An 18,662-nucleotide genomic window follows, 5' to 3' on the forward strand; every position below is an offset into this window, starting at 1 on the left:
CGCTCCATTTGAGTTCTCGGGCGCCCTTTGTGAGCTAAGGCAGGAGAGCCAGCTATCTTAGTTTGGCTTGTCAATCTGCCGCCTGATCTCGCCGATGAACGCCGCCAGATTCCGGTCCTCCGGCGTCATGATTGCGAGCCTTTCGGCGTAGCCCAGCGCCGCCTTTGCATCGCCTGTCGCGCGGCTGAGCGAAACCAGAGCGGACAGCACATCCCTATCATTGGGATGGCTTTCCAGAGCTTCCTTTAGGACCGTCATTGCTTCGTCGGCTCGCCCGCCGGAATGCAGCGCCACCGCGTAGACATAGATATAGCGTGCGCGACCTGGCTCGAGTTCGGTTGCTCTGCGCAACTCGGCGAGCGCCTCGTCGTGCCGCTTCAGCCGGGTCAAGGTCAGGCCGAGTGCGTGATGCGCGGCCGCGTCGGCAGGTGATGCCGCAATTGCTCCGCGCAGAACAGTTTCTCCGTCGCCGTCGCGGCCAATTTGGCGATAGAGGTCGGCCAGATTGATGGCGGCCGCCGCATAGTGCGGGCTGAGCCTGAGGGCTGCCCTGTACTCGGTCTCCGCGTCCCCGGTCCGTCCGCGCAAGGCCAGGAAGTTTGCCAGTGCGGTGCGGGCCTCGGGCCGTTCGGCATTGGCGCGCTGCGCCGTGATGAACTCGCCTGCCGCCTGATCGAAGCGTGCGCGATCGGGCAGCGGCTGGCTTGCAGTCGGAACGGAAGCGAGCAGGGAGGCGACCCTGATCCGCACGCCACGCACGGGATCGGTGAGCAGCGGCGAGACCAGCGGCCAGATCTGGCCGGCAGGCACGTTTTCCAGCATGTCCAGCGCGCCGATCCGCACCATGGGATCGGGATCGGCCAGGCCTGCCCGTGCGGTCGCAATGTTCGCCGGAGCGATGCGCGAGGCGAGTTCGCCGAGCGCGCTCGCACGCGCCACGGCCGGCGCGTTCCTGTCCGCGGCCAGAAGGCCAAGCAGCGCGGCGGCGTCGGCCTGGTCGCTGCGTGCTGCGTGGAATGCGGGCCCATAGGTCTGGAAGCCCTTTCGGTCCGGCCCGAACCATTGCTCGATCGCGGCGGCGGCCCATTGCGCCGGCTTGTCGCTGTGGCAGTCGTTGCAGGCGTTCGGGGTCCCCAACGTGACCGAAAGATCCGGTCGCGGAACGCGGAAGGCGTGATCGTGACGCGGGTCGATCTGCATATAGGTGCGCGCCGGCATGTGGCACGACATGCAGGTCGGCGCCGGATCGGCGCCCGCGTGATGGCGATGCTTCGCATCGGCGTATTTTTCGGACGCATGGCATTGCAGGCAAACACCTTCGCCGGAGACTCGGAGCTTTGCGCCGTGCGGCTCGTGACAATCGCTGCAGGTAACGCCGGCGGCAAACATCTTGCTTTGCTTGAACGGCGTATAGTTATAGGGCTCCTCCACATCGCGGATCTGGCCATCGGCATGATAAGTGGTCCGCGCGAGCGCCTCGACCATATGGGTCTGGGACAGCGATTGACCGGGTGCCCAGTCCTCGCTGAAGCCGGCACGGCGCGCGTGACATAGCCCGCACGTCTCGATCTCCTTTCGCAGCGCGGCCGGCGCGGCTGAACGCATCGCATTTCCGCTCCGCGGATCGATCGGCCAAGTGACGCCACGCCGTTCGTCGAAACGGACCAGCAATCCCTTGCTCGGGTCCTCGTGCTTGCCGAACGGCCACCAGCGTTGCTTGTCACGCGCCCAGGCGGCGTGGGCGGAGCCCTGACCGTGACAGGTCTCGCAACCGATGCTGATTTCCGCCCATGTCGTCGCGAAGCGATCCGTCGCGGCGTCGTAATGCTTGCGCAGGCCGGTCGAGTGGCATTCCGCGCACATGAAATTCCAGTTCTGGTTCAGCTTGGTCCAGTGCAGGACGTCGTCGTGCTTGATCTCTTCCTCGGGATGGAGATGGAACCAGCGCTGGCCGCCTTTGTCCTTGGGCCGGCCGTCCCATGCGATCGGCAGCGCCTGGATGCGCCCATCTGGAAATTCAACAAGATATTGTTGCAGCGGATCGACACCGAACGTGTACTTCACCTCAAACACGGCAAGCTTGCCGTCGGGCCCGTCGGTTTCGACCATGAATTTTCCGCCATCGCGGAAGAGGCGGGACTGCACACCGAAATAGTCGAAGCTCTTGTTGAAATCGCCGAGCACGGTCTTGTCGGTCGCGTGCGCCATCGCGGCCTTGTGCTGCGAAATATCCCATAATTTGGCTTCTGCCTGATGGCAGCCGGCGCAGCTTTCGCTGCCCACATAGGTGGCGACGAATGAGGCCTGCGCCGCGGAGGCCGGTCCGCCGGCCTTGAGGAGATGAAAAACCATGCCGACCACCAGCACGAGCGCGATCGTGACCGCTACTGCAATCCAGGTCGCGCGCCTGGAGAAGGCCGTTTCGCCGGAAGCAAGCCGATCCTGCGGTGCAGCCGGTGATGGGGCCGCGGCGGATCCCTTCCGCGATCCCTTCGTGCCGGCTTTTGGCCGCCTGCGTGTCAACGCTTTTACCTCACGGCCCAATTGGTCAGCTTGCGATCAAGCTGCTCCGTCGGTCATCTCCGCAAATGCAGGAATGTTTGCCAAGGTCGCTTGACCTGCATCAACGCGTGCCTCCCGGAGGCCCCGATGATGAGCTGTCCGATGGGAGGATGCCAAGATGAAATTATCAATTGCCCTAACAGGGCTGTTGCTGGTGACGGGGTTCGTAGCCGCGAGCACTGAAAGGGCTAGTGCCGTGGTGTATTGTCAGTATGTCGAGTATCCCGTCGGCTGCGTCGTGAGGCCCGGCGTCGTGCTGCGGCCCCGCCCGGTGGCGCGCGCCGTGGTGACCCCAGGCGTGCGCGTGCGGGGAACGCCGATGAATCGAGGCGGGCCGGTCAATCGCGTCGGCAGACGCTAGAATTTTCGCTTCTCCTTGAGCCGGTTGGGCTGGCCGAACGTCATTGCCCGCGCCGATGATCGCGATTTGCGGGCAGGAATTGTTCCGGCAGCGAGAAGCCGTGTCAAATTGTCTCATTTGAAGGCAGTGATCATGAAGCAAATAGTGAAGTTGGCTGTGTCGGCGCTGTCGTTGACGACGCTACTCGTGCTTCCAGCATTGGCCCAACAGTCGGCTCCGCCGAGTGCTGTGTTGCCGACCGAGCGATCGGTTCTGCCGATTCCTGAACCGCACCCTCCACACAGCACCGTATTCGATGCGCGCGATGCGACGCCGCCGCCGCGGTTTGAAGTCAAGGCGCCGGCCGGTGCACCCAATGTACTGATCGTGCTCATCGACGACATGGGCTTCGGCCAGTCGAGCGCGTTTGGCGGCCCAATCAGGATGCCGACGGTCGACCGCCTCGCCAACGAGGGTCTCCGCTACAACGAGTTTCACACCACGGCGCTTTGTTCGCCGACCCGCGCGGCGCTGCTCAGCGGTCGCAACCATCACATGAACAATTTCGGATCGATCGCGGAAACCGCGACGACCTTTCCGGGACAGACGGGCCAGCGTCCCAACAATGTCGCGTCCGTCGCGGAGATGCTGCGGTTGAACGGCTACAGCACGGCGCATTTCGGCAAAAATCACGAGACCGCGGCATGGGAGGTCAGTCCCTCCGGCCCGACCGACCGCTGGCCGACGCGCCAGGGCTTCGACAAGTTCTATGGCTTCATGGGCGGCGAAACCAATCAATGGGCGCCGCTGATTTACGATGGCATGACCCAGGTGGAGCCGTCGAAGGACCCGAACTATCATTTCATGACCGACATGACCGACAAGGCGATCGACTGGATGCGGTCGGAGAAATCGCTGACGCCGGACAAGCCGTTCTTCATGTATTTTGCACCCGGCGCCACCCATGCCCCGCATCAGGTGCCCAAAGAATGGATCGCCAAGTACAAGGGCAAGTTCGATCAGGGCTGGGACAAGCTGCGCGAGGAGACGTTGGCGCGGCAGATCAAGCTCGGCGTGGTGCCACCCGATACCAAGCTCGCCCCGAAGCCGGACGCCATCCAGGACTGGGACAAGCTGAGCGCTGACGAGAAGAAGCTGTTCGTGCGCCAGATGGAAGTATTCGCTGGATTTGGCGAATACACCGACACAGAGATCGGCCGCCTGATCGACGCCATCAAGACAACGGGCCAACTCGACAATACGTTGATCTTCTACATCGTCGGCGACAACGGCGCGAGCGCCGAAGGCGGCGCGAATGGCCTGTACAACGAGATGACCTATTTCAATGGAGTGCAGGAAACCGTCCAGGACGTCTTGAAGCACTATGACGAACTCGGCGGTCCCAACACCTACGGTCATTACGCCGCCGGCTGGGCGGTCGCTGGCGACACTCCGTTTACCTGGACCAAGCAAGTGGCCTCGAGCTATGGCGGCACCCGCAACGGCATGGTCGTCCATTGGCCGAAGGGGATCGCGGCGAAAGGCGAGCTTCGCCCGCAGTGGCATCACGTCATCGACATCGTACCGACCATTCTCGAAGCAGCGAAACTGCCCGAGCCCAAGAGCGTAAATGGAACGGTCCAGACTCCCATCGAGGGCGTGAGCATGGCCTACAGCTTTGCCGACGCCAAGGCGCCGAGCAGGCATGCGACGCAGTATTTCGAAATCTTCGGCAACCGCGCGATCTACAGCGACGGCTGGCTGGCCGGCACGGTGCACCGGGCGGCCTGGGAAACCAAGCCGCGGCGGCCGCTCCAGCAGGATATCTGGGAGCTTTACGATGCGCGATCGGACTTCAGCCTGAGCAACGATCTGGCGGCCAAAAATCCGGACAAGCTGAAGGAGATGCAGGAGCTGTTCCTGAGGGAAGCCGTGAAATACAACGTGCTGCCGCTCGACGACCGCACCCTGGAGCGCGCCAACGCGGCGCTGGTCGGACGTCCCGACCTGATGGCCGGCCGCACCAGCCTGACGGTCTACGAAGGCATGATCGGGATGACGGAGAATGTCTTCATCAACCTGAAGAACCGATCGCACGCCATTACTGCCGATCTGGATATCCCGAAGGGCGGGGCCAATGGCGTCATCATCGCCCAGGCCGGACGGTTCGGTGGCTGGAGCTTCTACCTGAAGGACGGCAAGCCGACCTACACGTATAATTTTCTCGGTCTGCAGCGATACACCGTAACCGCCAAGCAGGCTCTTCCGGCAGGCAAGGCCGCATTGCGCTTTGAGTTCGCCTACGACGGTGGCGGCCTGGGCAAGGGTGGCGTGGGCACGATCCTCGTGAACGGAAAGACCGTCGCGACCGGCCGGATCGAACGAACCCAATGCTGCTTCTACTCCGCGGACGAAGGCGCTGACGTCGGCGCCGATGAAGGCACGCCTGTTACCGAGGCCTACAAAATGCCGTTCAAGTTCACAGGCAAGATCGGCAAGGTGACGATTGATCTAGTGGATATGAAGAAGGCCGACACTGAAGAAGCCGTCCAAGCCCGCAAGGCAGCGGCGTTGAAGAAGGGACTGTCCGATTGATGCGCTCTTCGCTCGCCAGGTCAGTGATCGGTCCCTTGAGAAGGAGCGGCAATGAAGACAGCCATTCTGGCGACGATCCTTCTGGCCTCGAGCCTAGGGGGAGCGGTCGCGCAAAATGCAGGCACCGCGGAGCCCGAGGTTCTCGCTGACGGCAACGGCGCTGTCAGCAGGCGCTTCGATAACACCAGCAAGGTTCGTTTCATCGAGATCTTTCTCGCAGGTCGAGATGCGAAGACGGGGAAGGTGGTTGCCGCCTGCCACAACAGCATATTCACCTCGAAGGGAATCCCCGCGTCGAGAGACACTGCCCCGCAAATGTTGGTCGAAGGCCTTGATTTCGAGGCCATGAAGAAGGACTTCGGCGTGCTCGGCGCATCGTTGAATGGTCCGAAAATCTGGCTGCCGGATTGGGTCGAGGTCACCGTCGGAAAGCAAAGAGAGTTCAACGGAATCGCCACCGCATGGGTCGCCCAGTTGAACCTTGGCAGCAACGTGAGCGTCTCGGAAACCACTCCGTACAAGCCGATCACCATCGCGCGGGAGAGCGGGCTCGGTTGGAAAAAGGGCGCCCTGGCGCTTCTTCTCGACGATGCCGAGGGCAATACCTGGATCATGAAGGGATTCCAGCTAGGCCTCAAGCCGCAGCATACCTTCGAACAATTCGTTGCCGCAGGAGCAAGCAACTTCAAGCAGCTCCCGCCCGGGTGGAAGTTCCGGATCAAGACGCTTGAGAAAGATCTGACCGAGGTACCCAAAAGTGGTATCGCTACGATCATGTCGGACGAGTTTTTCAATGTCTACGACAAGACCGGACCTGGGATGAGCGACTACAAGCCGTAGTCGTCGACGACAACTCAGGCATGCCGCCTGAAATGGGAGCGTGGGGGGTACGATTGCAGCGCGATAGATCGGGACGCAGGTCCGGCTTCCTGCGATTGTGGCTGAGCGGCGTTTTCACGTCCGCCGCGTTCGCTTCGTTTTCGCCTCTGGTCGCCCATGCCGATGAGAGCGGCATTTCGTTCTGGCTGCCGGGATTGTACGGCAGCCTCGCCGCAACGCCTGCCACGCCGGGCTGGTCGGTGGCTGCCATCTACTACCATACGAGCGTGGGTGCCTCAGGCGCGGCCGCGGCGTCGCGCGAGTTCCAGGTCGGACGATTTTCTCCGACCGTCAACATCGATCTCAATCTGGCTTTGCGCGGCCAGGCCGATCTGATGTTCATCGCGCCGACCTACACGTTTGCGACGCCCGTACTCGGCGGCCAGTTGTCGGCGACGCTGGCCAGCGTCTACGGCAGAAATTCCGCGAGCATCGCCGGTACGTTGACGACGGTTGCCGGTCCGATCGTCAGCACGCGCACCGGATTCCTCGAAGACGCACTCGTCTCTTACGGAGATCTCTATCCGACCGTGAAGCTGAAGTGGAATAACGGCGTCCACAACACCATGGTCTACGGCGCCGGCGATATTCCCGTCGGCGACTACAGTCGGAACCGGCTGGCCAACATCGGCATCGGTCACGGCGCCATCGACTTTGGCGGCGGCTACACTTATTTGAATCCGACGACCGGCACGGAATTCTCGGCCGTCGGCGGCTTGACCTACAATTTCAAGAATCCCGATACCCAATACCAGAGCGGCATCGATTTCCATCTGGACTGGGGCGTGTCGCAGTTCCTGTCGAAGCAGGTCTTCGTCGGTTTCGTCGGCTACGCCTATCAGCAGATTACCGATGACTTCGGTCAACCCGCCGTTCTCGGCGGCTTCCGCTCGCGCGTCCTCGGCGTTGGCCCGCAGATCGGATATATTTTCCAGATCGGCAGCAATCAGGCGTTCCTGGGGCTGAAGGGATATGGCGAGTTCGACGCCGCCAACCGGCCGTCGGGCTGGAACACGTGGCTGACGTTCTCGATCTCGGAGGCCGCGCCCGCCAGCACGGTGGCGCCGACTTGGCACAAAGTGTCGAAATAGAATAGAGAAGTATCGACCTCCCGCATTGGACTGAATTCCGGCATTGTCATATCGGGTGGTTCCGCGGCGGTGCAGCACGTCCGTCGCTTCGGACCGAAGCGGCGATCGAGCTGCGCTTACCCACTCCGGATTGATGAGTACGTGTCCTAGCATGCGGGAGCTTCGTTTCACGTTGCGCGGCTTTGGCGCGGTTTTGGTTGCAGCGCTGCTGGCGCTGTCGGCCCATGCGGCATTTGCCGGCGACGCCGCACCGGCCGATCAGATCTCGGCGTTCCGGTTCGCGCATGGCGAAGGCCGCGTGACGCGCGACGCGACGCTCGACCGCATCGCGATGGAGCAGGCGCGCGCGATGGCCGACAAGGACGATCTCAGCCACGAGGTGCTCGGCCCGTTCACGCGCCGCGTGGCGCCGTCGAAGGCCGGCCGCGCGGCCGAGAACATCGCCTACGGCTATGACAATTTCGACAAGACGCTGGGACAGTGGATCAACTCGGCGGGTCATCGCAAGAATCTGCTGCTGCCCAAGGCGACCAAGGTCGGCGTCGCCAGCGCAAAGAATGCCAGCGGCAAGCGCACCTATTGGGCGATGGTGATCGCGGGCGACTACGACGCCGACAAGCCGAAGGGCGCTCCGAAGAGCAAGGCCAAGGCCATCGTCGCGCAGACCGCGACCCGATCCGAGAAAGGCAACGCCACGCCGGCGACGCGCTGGGGCGCCAAGCCGCCGACATCCTCCTCCAAGGACTGCCACCTCAGCATCAAGGTGATCGGTCTCTGCATCTGAGCGCAGTGACCTGCGGCCATGGCTGAACGCGACGCCCGCCGCGCGATCACGGCGTTGTGCGAACAGCGCACGTTGTCGGGGCGAGCTTTATCAGTTATGCAATTAATGGTTGTCTTTTGGGCAGCCACTATCGTGAAGATTTTTCATCTCATTTTGAACGGAGACCATCATGGCAGTCATTGAGCAGACCTCAACCACCAGCACCAACCCGCAGACCGCCTCGGCGTCCTTCCAATGGTCGCTCACGTCCTACGAGGAACAGGGCAATCTGTGGCTCAAGTGGAGCACGAACGCCCCGTTCCGCGCGCAGCAGGGGCAGATCTCCGTCTACAGCGGCAGCAGCTTCCCTTCCGATCCGAAGAAGGACCGCAAGGCCTGGTCGTGGGACAACGAGCATGGCGGCGGCTCGGGATGGGACACGGGCCTGCGCTACGGCTCCGACTGGTACTGCGCCTGGATCGCCGAGAAGAGCCCGAACGGGCCGTACGCCTACGCGGTCACGCTCGTCACCAAGCTCGCCTGAGCTGACGCGCCGTAAGAGGTGGGATCTACGATCCCACGCGATTGGCCGCGCTGAGACCTGTGCCTCAGCGCGGCTGCTTCTTCAGGTGCAGATAGCCGGGATCGAATTCGCCGATCGCGCATAGCCGCGTCCAATCGTGCACCGTCAGCATGCCGCTGCGGAAATCGACGGCGCGGCTGGCGCGCAGATCGACCAGCGTGCGGTTGACCGTCGCGATTGCCATGCCCAGCGCCTCGCCGAGCTGCACCAGGCTCACCGGCAACGGCAACTGATCGTCCCGGACGTGGCCGAGCGCCCTGGCGCGATAGAACAGCTCGCAGAACAGATGCGCCATGCGCGCCGGCTTGCTCCGCGCGCTGTTGTTGGTGACGGCCTCGCGGAAGATCGACGCATCGATCAGCGTCTCGCGCCAGATCGCAAAGCCGAGCGCCGGCCGCCGGCTGATCGCGCGGATCAGCTCCTTGTGCGCAATGCTCGCCACCACCGCCGGCCCGATCGCGCAGACGGCGTGATCCATGCGGTCGAGGAACAGCGCCTGGGCGTCAGGCCAGTCGCCTGGCATGTGGAAGGAGAGATATTGCCGTGCGCCGCTCGGCAGCAGGTGATAGCGCGCCACCCATCCGGACAGCACGACGACGGAGCGGTCCGGCTCGTCGCCCTGGCGGATCAGGTCCTCATGATCGACCAGCTCGCGCGCGGCGAAGCTGAGCGTCTTGATCTCGGCGACGTCGTCGTTCGAGAGCTGCGAATGCTCCTTGAGCTTGGTGATGACGGTCCGGTTCGCTTCCATCGCAATCGTGCCCGTGTCGTCCTCTCGCATATCAAATGAGATGATGCCGCCGGCAGTTCCGAACTAAAGTTGAGCGCAGAAGATGCGGGTAATGTCACCGGGCGCCGCCTCGGGAGAACAGTCATGCCCCACATTGCGTTCCTCGACCTGGTCCGGCGCTTGTTCGGCGGTGCAGCTGCCGATGGCGAGAGCAGCACGGTGGGGAACGACGGCCGCTCCGATCCGTTGGTGCATCCGATGTCGGATCAGGAGCTCTCGCGCGCCATCCGCGATCTGCGCCGCCATCGGCCATCCGAGACCGCGCCGAACAGACCCGCACGGCGTTCGTCGGCTGCGCGGCGCGATCGCTCGTGACTAGACCGATCGCGCCGGCGCCGTGTCCTGCTCCATCAGAAACAGCATCAGCCGCACCAGCTCGTCCTCCAGCTCGCGTGTGCCGACGAGGCGATGCTCGCGCATGACGGCGGCCCGGATCGGTCCCAGCGCAGCGCGCACCAGGATGAAGCGGCGCGCGGCCGGCATCGTCTCGCTCCGCAATCCCGCCGCCTCGATCAGCCGCTCGGTCATGCGGTCCACCATCTCGTGCAGCGCCTTCTGCAGCTCCGCGTCATGGCCCAACAGGCCGAGCAGATAGCGCCGCACGCGGTGACGGCCGGCGAACGGGGCAAAGCCCTGGCGCACCGCCGCGCGCACGATCGCCTCGCGGCCGAACCCGCGATGCGTCTCCAGCGCCTCCGCGAACTGCGCCTCCTGGCGGGCGAACTCGCGCAGCACCAGCGCACGCAACAGCGAGGTCTTGTCCCTGAAGTAGCTGTAGAGCGTGCCGATCGAGAAGCCCGCGCGCTCGGCGATGGCGTTCGTGCTCAGGCCCTTGCCGCCGCCGCTCTGCAGAAGTTGAGCGGTCGCCTCGAAGATCACGTCCAGGGTCTGCCGCGTGCGCTTCTGCACCGGGGTTTTTCGAAGCATTTCAGGAGCTTGCTGCACGGTCTGGACCTTGGCTGGCGGACGGGCGAAATCGAGTAGGCGTTGCCGCCGGCTCGGGTTAGATCAGAGCCCGCATGCGGGCGGCCGGACAATGAGTGGATGGGCTCCGGGCCGAGCCTGCTTGCACCGGGCTGAACCTCATTTGAACGAAGGACTGATTGCCATGCTGCGCGTCGCATTCCCGTTTGTCACAATCATCGCCATCTCCCAATGTCTTCTGTCGCAGGCCGCGCTGGCCGGCAACCGCGCCGCCGCCGACAGCTGCGCCGCCAAGCTGTCGCCGGTGGCGAAGCAGATCTACGACGTGACCGCGCCGGCCATCGGCCCGGACAGCGTCGTCAAGGACGCGATCGTCGAGCGTGTCAGGCCGCTGGTGATGGCCGGCAAGTTCGATCGCGACACCGCCCGCGCCAACGCCACGCCGGCCGGCGAATGCCTGGTGCTGCTGAAGTAGGTCGCGCCGCGCCCCATAAGGTTTGGAGGCTGCGACGGGACATGAGGCCGCAGCCTCCCGGAGCAGGCGGCGTCGCTCCGGGACAACCCGGCTTGGCAAGTCAGCCGACTCGCACATCAATAGGTGATACTGGACCTTCTCACCCGTCACTGGGTTGCCGGTGCCGCGTTCATGGCCGCAGCGCTGCTGGCGGCCTGTCGCTGCTGCCGCACGTGATCATCGCCGCCAACGCCGTCCGGCGCGCGCCGCACGCCCGCGCGGTGGCCTGAGCGCGCGTCCTCATTCACCCGGAGCGAGCTGGATCGTCCGTGCCGGCTCTGGCCGACGGCGCAGCCGTCTGCGCGAGACGTAGAGCAGCACGCCGGTGATCCCGAACAGCGGCATCAGCGCGGCGGCGAGCATGGAGACGAATTGGCCGGGCCAGCCGAGAATGCTGCCGCGGTGGATATCCAGGATCCGCGCCAGGGCGCGCTCGCCCACGGTCTTGTCGGCGTAACGCTCGGCCGCGAGCAGCCGGCCGGTCGCGCCGTCGATGCGGAATTCGTCGCGCCTGCCGTCGTGCGCCTCGCTCGGCCAGGTGCGCACGCGCACCGCCGTGCCGACGCCCGTGGGCAAGGTGATCTGCATCACGGCAAAGCGATCCCCGATCTGTTCGCGCAACGTGGCCCACACCAGATCGAGCGCGACAGGCTTTGCGTCCGCAGGCCCGGAGCGGCCCTCGCGCGGAGCTTTGCCGGGCATCGATGCTCCCGACGATGCCGGCGCGAGCAGCCAGGTCAGGCCGTCCTTGTACCAGGCGTAGGAATAGGAAAGACCGGTCAGCGCCATCACAAGGTAGATTGGCAGTACCCACGTGCCGATCACGCTGTGCAGCGAGCGATGCAGGCCGCGACCGTTCAGGCCGAGCTGCGGCTTGAGCCACAGCGTCGCGCTGCCGGCCCGTCGTGGCCAGCGCAGCACGAGGCCCGTGATCAGCAGCACCACGAGCCCGAGCACCGCGGCGCCGGTGATCTGGCGGCCGGCGCCATTGCCGTCGCCCGGCAGCAGCAGCCAGCGATGCAGGTGGCGCACGGTCGTGAAGAACGCCTCGCCGCGGGGCTCACCGAGCACGCGGCCGAAATAGGGATCGACCAGCAGCGAGGAGGACCGGCCGCCATCCTCATTGCGCGCGAAGCGGACGCGCACGGCCGCCAGGGGATCGCGCGACAGCGTGATCGCCGAGACCTTGCCGAGCGCCGGATCAGCCTGCAGCCGCGCCACCAGTTCGGCGGGCGAAAGCGGCGCTTCCGTACGCGGCGCGACGTGGGACAGTTTGGCGTTGAGACCGGCCTGGATCTCGTCCTCGAAACCCATGATCGCGCCGGTGATGCCCAAGAGGGAGAGGATCAGCGCGGCCGCAAGACCCAGGACAGAGTGGATCTGCAGCAGCGCCGGTTTGATGCGGAAGGACGTCACGCACGCTTCTCCTTCTCAGAACTTCACCGTGGCCGACAGCGACACCCGCCTGGCATCGCCGACCGCGACGTTCAGCGCGCTCACGGCCGAGGGGTAGTAGACGTTGTCGAACAGGTTCTTGACGTTGAGCTGATAGATCACCGGCAGGTTCTGGTGCCTGGTCTCATAGGTCGCGAAGAGGTCGGCGACCACATAGGACGGCAGCACGAAGCTGTTGGCGGCATCGCCGGCGCGGTCGCCGACATAGCGCGCGCCGCCGCCGAGCCGGAGCTGGCCGGGCAGGGCGGTGCCAAAATCGTAGACGAGATAGAGCGAGGCGGTGTTGAGCGCGACGTTCTGCAGCCGCTTGCCGGCATACACCGGATCCTCCGTGACCCTTGCGTCGGTGTAGCCGTAGCTGCCGATCATGCTCCAGTGATCGGAGAGCTTGCCGGTGACGTCGATCTCGGCGCCGCGCGAGCGCGCCTTGCCGGCGGTGGTGTATTCGACCACGTTGCTGGCATTGGTCTGCGAAACCAGCACGTTGCGCTTGTCGATGTCATAGACGGCGACGGTGCCGGACAGCCGCTTGTCGAGGTCGAACTTGAAGCCGGCCTCCCAGGCCGTGCCTTCTTCCGGCGCGATGCTGGAGCCGAGCACGACGCCGCCGCTGAGCGGGGCGATCGTCGAGTTTGGCTTCAGCGATTGCGTGTAGCTGGCATAGAGCGAGAGCTGGTCGCTGAGCTTGAGGATGGCGCCGCCGAGCGGCAGCACCTTGTCGGCGGCGACATCGGTGTTGGCCTTGAACGGGCGTCCGCGTCCGGCGATCTGCTCGTAGTCCATGTAGCGCACGCCGCCGACCAGCGCGAGCTTGTCGGTGAGATGCAGCGTGTCCTGCAGGAACAGCGAGTAGGTGCCGAGCTTGTCGGTCTGGTCGCTGTCGGTGGCCGAGATCGTCGTGCCCGGCTGGATCAGCCCATAGACCGGGTTGTAGATGTTGAACGTCGAGACCTTCTGCCGGATGAGGTCCTGGCGATAGATGGTGCGATACTGCGCGTCGCCGCCGACTAGCACCTCGTTGCGCATCCCGCCGATCCAGAAGCCGCCCTGCAGATAGGAGGTGCCGTAGCTGACCCTGCTGAGCGAGCCCCAGGTGCCGTCGTTGCTGCGCGTCTCCGCGCCGGTGGTCGCGTCGATGGAGGTGATGCGCAACTGGTTGGCGCTGTAGGTCTCGGTGTTGTAGCTGTAGGCCGCTGTCAGCTTCCAGTCCTCGTTGAGCCTCTGCTCGACCGAGGCCTGGACGAGGTCGGACTGGCCCCACATGTTGTTGTAGGGCTCGTCGAGCCGCCGCGTCGCGGGGATCGCGAGCGGCGCGCCGTTGACGAAGGCGGTGCCGCGATCGAACGGGCTGATGAACTCGCGGTGCTCGTAGGTGAGCTGGACGGTCGTCATGTCGCCGTACCAGGCGAGCGACGGAGCCACCAGCATCTCGCGGTGGCGGCCGAAATTGCGCCAATAGTCCTCGCTGACGCCGTAGCCGATGAAGCGATAGGCGAGCCCGCCATCGCCGATCGGGCCCGTCACGTCCACGGTGCCGTCCGCGCCGGTCTTGTCGTTGGCATAGGCCGAGCCGAGCAGCGTGACCGAGCCGTGCTGATACAGCTCCGGCCGCTTGCTGATGGTGTTGACGATGCCGCCGGGATCCATGATGCCGTAGAGCAGCGAGGCCGGCCCCTTCAGCACCTCGACGCTCTCGACCGCGGCGGTGAGGCTGCGCCCCTGTACCAGCGGCATGCCGTTGCGCATGATCGAGCCGTCGCGGTTGTCGCCGAAGCCGCGCCGCATCACGGCATCCTGGGTGCCGGCGAGCGTGTTGGTCTGGGTGACGCCAGAGATGTTGGCGAGTGCGTCGTCGAGATTGCGCGGCAACTGATCCTTGATCACCTGCGCGGGCACGACATTGACCGACTGCGCCGCATCGAGCGGCGAGGCGCCGCTGCGCAGGGTCGTCGCGCTCGGCATGGCCCTGTAGTTGAGCTTGGCGGCATCGAGCACCGCGGCCTCGGCTGCGGCGCGCTCGGCGCGCGTCGGCATCGGCGGTGGTTGCGCGGCGCGCCGTGCCGGCTGCGCCTGGGCGCGGCGCTGTGGCGCGTTAGAGGTGGCTTGAGGTTTACGCTTCGGTGTCGACGAGTCCACCGTCACCGGCGGCAGCTCGGATTGGGCATGCAGTGTGGAGGAGCAGAGCAGGTCGGCGGTCAGGGCACTCAGGATTGCAATCGTGTGACACATGCCGGAGCGCGGATCGCGCCGGCCTTCCATCTTCGTCATCGTTTACTTTCACTTCCAACGTCGCGCCGTTCAAGCGAACGGTTTGCATGACGTGGTGTGTAGCAACGAGGTCGAGCGATGAACACGCCGCGCTGAGTTGAATTGCTCTAAGCAGCGCGGCGCCGAAATGTTCTGAATTGGTTCGGACCTGCGCCGTCACACGGCAGCTTTGCGACCTCGCGCGCGAACTGATCATGGCGTGCGCAGACCGATGCACGAACGCGCAGACGTTGCGCATGCGCGACGCTTCTTCACCCGCTTTGGCGAATGAAGCACCGTCGGTCTCATTTTTCGGGACTCGGCGCCGACCCTTGTCAGCGCATCGGATACGTCGTGCCGGAATGCGCGCTCATCGTGCCCCATCGATGCGCGCGATCGGCCGGGACTATTGTGCCGCGGCGAGCTCCAGCTCCGCCGGCTTGCCGGGCCCGATCAGCGGAATGTCGAGCGTCACGCGCGTGCCCTGCTGCGGCTGGCTGTCGAGCTCGATGCGGCCCCCGAGCGTGGACGCGACGAGGTTGAAGGCGATGTGCAGGCCGAGGCCGGCATTGCCCTTCTCGCGGCGCGTGGTGAAGAACGGATCGAACACCCGGCCGCGCACGTGGTCGCGCATGCCGACGCCCTGGTCGGCACAAACGATGCGCACGGAGTCACCGCTGGTCCGTGCGACCTCCACGGTGAAGACGCCGCTGATGTCGCCAGGATAGGCATGCGTCGCCGCATTGAAGGCGAGGATGCTGATGACCTGTCCGAGCGCGCCGGGATAGCTGGTGAGCACGATGCCCTCCGGGCAGGAGAGCACGACCGTCAGTCCCTGACGCGCCAGCAGCGGGCGGAGCTTCGCGACGTGATCGCTCATCCAGCTTTGCAGCTCGAAGGTCTGCAGCGTTTCGTTGGCCTGGTCGACGGCGACCTGCTTGAAGCTGTGCACCATCTCGGAGGCACGGTGCAGGCTCTGCGTCGTCAGGTGCAGACCCTGCTGCAGCCGCTCGACCCCCCGCGCCAGATCCGAGCGGCGCACCGGGCCGCCGCCGAGCATGCGGGCGATCGCCTCGACGTCGCCTTCCATCGCCGTCGACGTGGTCAGCGCGAGGCCCAGCGGCGTGCTGACCTCGTGGCCGACGCCGGCGACGAGCTGGCCGAGCGAGGCCAGCTTCTCGGCCTGCACCAGATGGGCCTGCGTGGCATGCAGATCGCGCAACGAGGCCTCGGAGCGTTCCTTCTCGCGCTGCAGCGCCTCGGCGGTGCGGAACTGCTTGCGTGCCTGGTACTCCCGCGCCCCGACGGCATAGAGCGAGAGCAGGCAGGCATTGCCGACCAGCGAATGATCGATGAAGCGCAGGCCGGGCGGCAGCGGCTCGGTCGCAAGACTCTCGGCCACCGCCAGCGCGCTCCAGCTCGTTGCACAGAAGATCGCGTAGGAGCCGGTGCGCAACGGCAGCATGGTCGATACGAACAGGATGACGATGATCATGCCGGCCGCGGAGTAGGTGAAGCCCGAGGGCAGCACCCAGTAGATCGTCGGCAGCACGCAGCCGGGGATCACGCAATAGACCAGATGAATCGGCTCGGCCCATCGGCGCGCCGGCGTCGACAGCAAAGCCGTCAGCGGCAGCAGCACCAGCGCGGCGGTCCCGCCGCGGATCGCGAACGTGGTCGGCACGATCTCGGGATAGAGCACCCAGTCCCACAGCGTGTAGCCGGCAAAGGTGAGGGCGCCGAGCAGCATCGCGATCTGCGTCCAGGCGGTGCTGCCGCGGACGTAATGGTCGACGAAACGCCGCTCCTCGACGGTATCCTCGAAACGGAGACCCAGACGCTCCAGCAATCTCAACATTATGCCACCGCAATCGAAAAACGATCCCCCGCCGCGGAGTGAGAGCCTCGGCGGGAGGGCAGACATACACGAGATGCGTTGGTTGAGAAAACGACGGGAGATCGCATCCGCCGCCCGCGGCACGCAGAGCGCTATGAGAACTGTTCCAATTCTCGCCGTGCGGCATGTCTCCGCCCAGCCGAACGGAGCCGATCAGTGCTGCAGCATTTGCGCTCGACTTTCGTTAGGCTGCGCAGAGCCGCCGAGGACTCATGGCGCCGCATGACCCTCGACCACCACGTCCTTGCCGTAGCGGCCCTTCGTTCGGAACGTCACCTTGTCGCCGTCGAAGCTGAGTCGCCAATTGCGCTCCTCGCCCTGGCCAACGAACTGGGCGTCGATCACGAAGGTCGTGGCGTCGATCCAGCTGCCCTTCATGGCCCGGTAGGTGAAGGGCTGCCAGGGATGGGGCGGCGCGGTCTTGCGATAGAGGCCATCGAGGCCGATCGGGCTCTGCAGATGCACCGTGCCTCCGGCGCGGTCCCGCGAGGGGATGTCCCAGGTGACCTGCGGTTCCGGTCCCGTGAGGTCCAGCTTGATCGTGTTGATGCCGAGCGGGCCGGGCGGGAAGCTGTAGGTCTTGCCCGAGACGGAAGCCGCCATCTCCGGCACGGCTCCGACCGGGCCTCGCGTTTCCGTCGCGACCTCGCGGACATCAGCGGCGAGCGCGGCTGCCGCTTCCGGCGCCGCAGGCAGGGCGCTGTCAGATGCCACAGTGGCCGAAATGGTGTTGGCGAGCTTGCGGAATGGACAGAACTCGCGCGCGGTCATCACCGCCACGATGTCGCGGTCGGGCAGCACCATGATGACCTGGCAGTGGTAGCCGACCGCCATGAACACGTGTTTGTCCGGCAGGGCCCAGAACTGATCGGCGTAGGAGAGCCCCGGATCGAACTTCGCATTCATGCTGACGGTGGCGTGGTTGACGGCTTCGATCCAGTCCGGCGGCAGCAATTGCTGCTCGCCCCAGCGGCCGCGCCGCAGATAGAGGTAGCCGATCTTCGCCATGTCGCGCGGCTTCAGCGCGAGCCCGAAACCGCCGGCGGAAATTCCCTGGGCATCCTTGAACCAGGCGTGCTCGGTGATCCCGAGCGGCCCAAACAGCCTCTCCTTGGCGAAGTCCTCTGCGCTCTTGCCGGTGAGCTTCGTGACGATCGCGGAGAGCAGATGGGAGTTGCCGCTGTTGTAGTAGAACATCTCGCCGGGCGCTTGCGCCATCGGCCGGTCAAGGATGTACTGCACCCAATCCGGGCTCCGGCCCATCTCGTAGAGGGATGTCTCGGCGCCGCCGCTATAACCCTCGTCCCAGTCGAACCCGGAAGTCATGTTGAGCAGGTGCTGCACCGTGAGCGCCTGCTTGCGCGCGTCGACATTGTCGATCTTGCGATCCTTGAAGAAGTCGAGCACCGGATGATCGAGACTGTCGAGCACGCCGTCCTTGAGCAGCATCGCAATCAGCGTCGAGACCACGGCTTTGGTCGCGGAATTGATGATGTGCGGCTCGTCGGCCTTGTAGGGCGCGTAGCTGGCATCGAGCACGATGCGGCCATGGCGCGTGATCAGCAGGCTGTCGAACCTGAACGTCTTGCCCGCGGCGACGAGCTTCGCCAAGGCCGCCGAATCCATCCCCTCATCCTCGGGGGTGGCGATTGGCCAGTCGGATTGCGGAAAGCCGGCTCGGCTCGCCTCATCGGCGGCCGCGTGGGGCGTGAGCGGACAGACGAGCAGCAGGGCGACGGCAAACCAGAATCCGGTCCTGACACGCAACATGGCATTCCCCCGGCGAACGGGGCGTAGGACATGCTATCAGAGCGCGACAATCAATCAAAGATTGCGTGATGATCGCCGCGCGCCGTCATACTGCCACCGGCGCTCGCCTCATACCCGGTGTCGTCCCGGACAAGCGCGCAACGCGCGCGCCGATCCGGGATCCATAGCCCCAGGGAGATGTGTGAGGCACGATGGCCGACCGTTCTCGCCCAGCCATGTCGGCCGCGGCGTATGGGTCCCGGGTCGGCGTCC

At 64.9% G+C, this 18,662-nt stretch carries 16 protein-coding genes; 9 read left to right on the forward strand and 7 right to left on the reverse strand.

The features are described from left to right. Positions 1 to 57: 57 nt before the first annotated feature. A complete protein-coding gene (locus QX124_RS04040) occupies positions 58 to 2,367 on the reverse strand; it encodes a tetratricopeptide repeat protein (RefSeq protein ID WP_409997654.1) in 2,310 nt (769 codons plus the stop codon). On the opposite strand from QX124_RS04040, the gene QX124_RS04045 reads away from it, so the two are divergent. The 7 genes from QX124_RS04045 to QX124_RS04075 all read left to right on the forward strand — a co-directional run bounded on the left by QX124_RS04045 (position 2,351) and on the right by QX124_RS04075 (position 8,774). Continuing rightward, positions 2,351 to 2,617 carry a hypothetical protein gene (locus QX124_RS04045; protein ID WP_315736926.1) on the forward strand — a complete coding sequence of 89 codons (267 nt, stop codon included), beginning with the start codon at positions 2,351 to 2,353 and terminating at the stop codon, positions 2,615 to 2,617. The two genes, QX124_RS04040 and QX124_RS04045, sit on opposite strands and share 17 nt — an antisense overlap. A gap of 63 nt (positions 2,618 to 2,680) precedes the next feature. After that, positions 2,681 to 2,923 (forward strand): hypothetical protein, encoded by a 243-nt coding sequence (locus tag QX124_RS04050; protein WP_315736927.1) that lies wholly within the window; start codon positions 2,681 to 2,683, stop codon positions 2,921 to 2,923. Positions 2,924 to 2,938: 15 nt separating this feature from the next. Continuing rightward, a complete protein-coding gene (locus tag QX124_RS04055) occupies positions 2,939 to 5,497 on the forward strand; it encodes an arylsulfatase (protein ID WP_315778645.1) in 2,559 nt (852 codons plus the stop codon). Positions 5,498 to 5,548: 51 nt separating this feature from the next. Beyond that, positions 5,549 to 6,337, forward strand: coding sequence for a hypothetical protein (locus QX124_RS04060; RefSeq protein ID WP_315796388.1), 789 nt, complete (start codon positions 5,549 to 5,551; stop codon positions 6,335 to 6,337). A 101-nt stretch (positions 6,338 to 6,438) separates the two neighbouring features. Next, positions 6,439 to 7,467: a transporter gene (locus QX124_RS04065; RefSeq protein ID WP_409997664.1), complete on the forward strand. Its 1,029-nt coding sequence runs from the start codon at positions 6,439 to 6,441 to the stop codon at positions 7,465 to 7,467. A 151-nt stretch (positions 7,468 to 7,618) separates the two neighbouring features. Next, positions 7,619 to 8,251, forward strand: a complete 633-nt coding sequence (locus QX124_RS04070) for a CAP domain-containing protein (protein ID WP_315796390.1) — start codon at positions 7,619 to 7,621, stop codon at positions 8,249 to 8,251. Positions 8,252 to 8,420: 169 nt separating this feature from the next. Then, positions 8,421 to 8,774, forward strand: coding sequence for a hypothetical protein (locus QX124_RS04075; RefSeq protein WP_315736933.1), 354 nt, complete (start codon positions 8,421 to 8,423; stop codon positions 8,772 to 8,774). Positions 8,775 to 8,838: 64 nt separating this feature from the next. Here QX124_RS04075 and QX124_RS04080 read toward each other — a convergent pair whose 3' ends face one another. Next, positions 8,839 to 9,564 carry a Crp/Fnr family transcriptional regulator gene (locus QX124_RS04080; protein ID WP_315796392.1) on the reverse strand — a complete coding sequence of 242 codons (726 nt, stop codon included), beginning with the start codon at positions 9,562 to 9,564 and terminating at the stop codon, positions 8,839 to 8,841. A 123-nt stretch (positions 9,565 to 9,687) separates the two neighbouring features. On the opposite strand from QX124_RS04080, the gene QX124_RS04085 reads away from it, so the two are divergent. Next, complete coding sequence (locus QX124_RS04085; protein WP_315796394.1) at positions 9,688 to 9,918, forward strand: hypothetical protein; 231 nt, start codon at positions 9,688 to 9,690, stop codon at positions 9,916 to 9,918. Here the strand turns inward: QX124_RS04085 and QX124_RS04090 are convergent, their stop codons facing one another. After that, on the reverse strand, positions 9,919 to 10,512 hold the full coding sequence (locus QX124_RS04090; RefSeq protein ID WP_315796396.1) for a TetR/AcrR family transcriptional regulator: 594 nt from the start codon (positions 10,510 to 10,512) through the stop codon (positions 9,919 to 9,921). A 199-nt stretch (positions 10,513 to 10,711) separates the two neighbouring features. Here QX124_RS04090 and QX124_RS04095 point away from each other — a divergent pair, with 199 nt between their 5' ends. After that, positions 10,712 to 11,002 (forward strand): hypothetical protein, encoded by a 291-nt coding sequence (locus QX124_RS04095; protein ID WP_315756329.1) that lies wholly within the window; start codon positions 10,712 to 10,714, stop codon positions 11,000 to 11,002. A 279-nt stretch (positions 11,003 to 11,281) separates the two neighbouring features. On the opposite strand, the gene QX124_RS04100 is transcribed toward QX124_RS04095, so the two are convergent. The 4 genes from QX124_RS04100 to QX124_RS04115 form a co-directional block, all read right to left on the reverse strand. Continuing rightward, on the reverse strand, positions 11,282 to 12,457 hold the full coding sequence (locus tag QX124_RS04100; RefSeq protein ID WP_315796397.1) for a PepSY-associated TM helix domain-containing protein: 1,176 nt from the start codon (positions 12,455 to 12,457) through the stop codon (positions 11,282 to 11,284). Positions 12,458 to 12,472: 15 nt separating this feature from the next. Beyond that, entirely contained in the window at positions 12,473 to 14,764 is a 2,292-nt protein-coding gene (locus QX124_RS04105) for a TonB-dependent siderophore receptor (RefSeq protein ID WP_409997655.1), read from the reverse strand. Between the two features lie 385 nt (positions 14,765 to 15,149). Then, positions 15,150 to 16,601 carry a HAMP domain-containing sensor histidine kinase gene (locus tag QX124_RS04110; RefSeq protein WP_315796398.1) on the reverse strand — a complete coding sequence of 484 codons (1,452 nt, stop codon included), beginning with the start codon at positions 16,599 to 16,601 and terminating at the stop codon, positions 15,150 to 15,152. Between the two features lie 249 nt (positions 16,602 to 16,850). Then, on the reverse strand, positions 16,851 to 18,410 hold the full coding sequence (locus QX124_RS04115; RefSeq protein ID WP_315796399.1) for a serine hydrolase: 1,560 nt from the start codon (positions 18,408 to 18,410) through the stop codon (positions 16,851 to 16,853). Positions 18,411 to 18,662 lie beyond the last annotated feature (252 nt).

This window comes from Bradyrhizobium sp. SZCCHNRI3043 (genome assembly GCF_032377735.1).
In the GTDB taxonomy this organism is placed as follows: Bacteria; Pseudomonadota; Alphaproteobacteria; order Rhizobiales; family Xanthobacteraceae; genus Bradyrhizobium.

Excerpts from the sequence above, each read along its gene's own strand:
- QX124_RS04045 (WP_315736926.1), top strand. The coding sequence starts at position 2,351 with ATGCCGACCACCAGCACGAGCGCGATCGTGACCGCTACTGCAATCCAG.
- QX124_RS04050 (WP_315736927.1), top strand. The coding sequence starts at position 2,681 with ATGAAATTATCAATTGCCCTAACAGGGCTGTTGCTGGTGACGGGGTTC.
- QX124_RS04060 (WP_315796388.1), top strand. The coding sequence starts at position 5,549 with ATGAAGACAGCCATTCTGGCGACGATCCTTCTGGCCTCGAGCCTAGGG.
- QX124_RS04070 (WP_315796390.1), top strand. The coding sequence starts at position 7,619 with ATGCGGGAGCTTCGTTTCACGTTGCGCGGCTTTGGCGCGGTTTTGGTT.
- QX124_RS04075 (WP_315736933.1), top strand. The coding sequence starts at position 8,421 with ATGGCAGTCATTGAGCAGACCTCAACCACCAGCACCAACCCGCAGACC.
- QX124_RS04080 (WP_315796392.1), bottom strand. The coding sequence starts at position 9,564 with ATGGAAGCGAACCGGACCGTCATCACCAAGCTCAAGGAGCATTCGCAG.
- QX124_RS04085 (WP_315796394.1), top strand. The coding sequence starts at position 9,688 with ATGCCCCACATTGCGTTCCTCGACCTGGTCCGGCGCTTGTTCGGCGGT.
- QX124_RS04095 (WP_315756329.1), top strand. The coding sequence starts at position 10,712 with ATGCTGCGCGTCGCATTCCCGTTTGTCACAATCATCGCCATCTCCCAA.
- QX124_RS04105 (WP_409997655.1), bottom strand. The coding sequence starts at position 14,764 with ATGACGAAGATGGAAGGCCGGCGCGATCCGCGCTCCGGCATGTGTCAC.
- QX124_RS04110 (WP_315796398.1), bottom strand. The coding sequence starts at position 16,601 with ATGTTGAGATTGCTGGAGCGTCTGGGTCTCCGTTTCGAGGATACCGTC.
- QX124_RS04115 (WP_315796399.1), bottom strand. The coding sequence starts at position 18,410 with ATGTTGCGTGTCAGGACCGGATTCTGGTTTGCCGTCGCCCTGCTGCTC.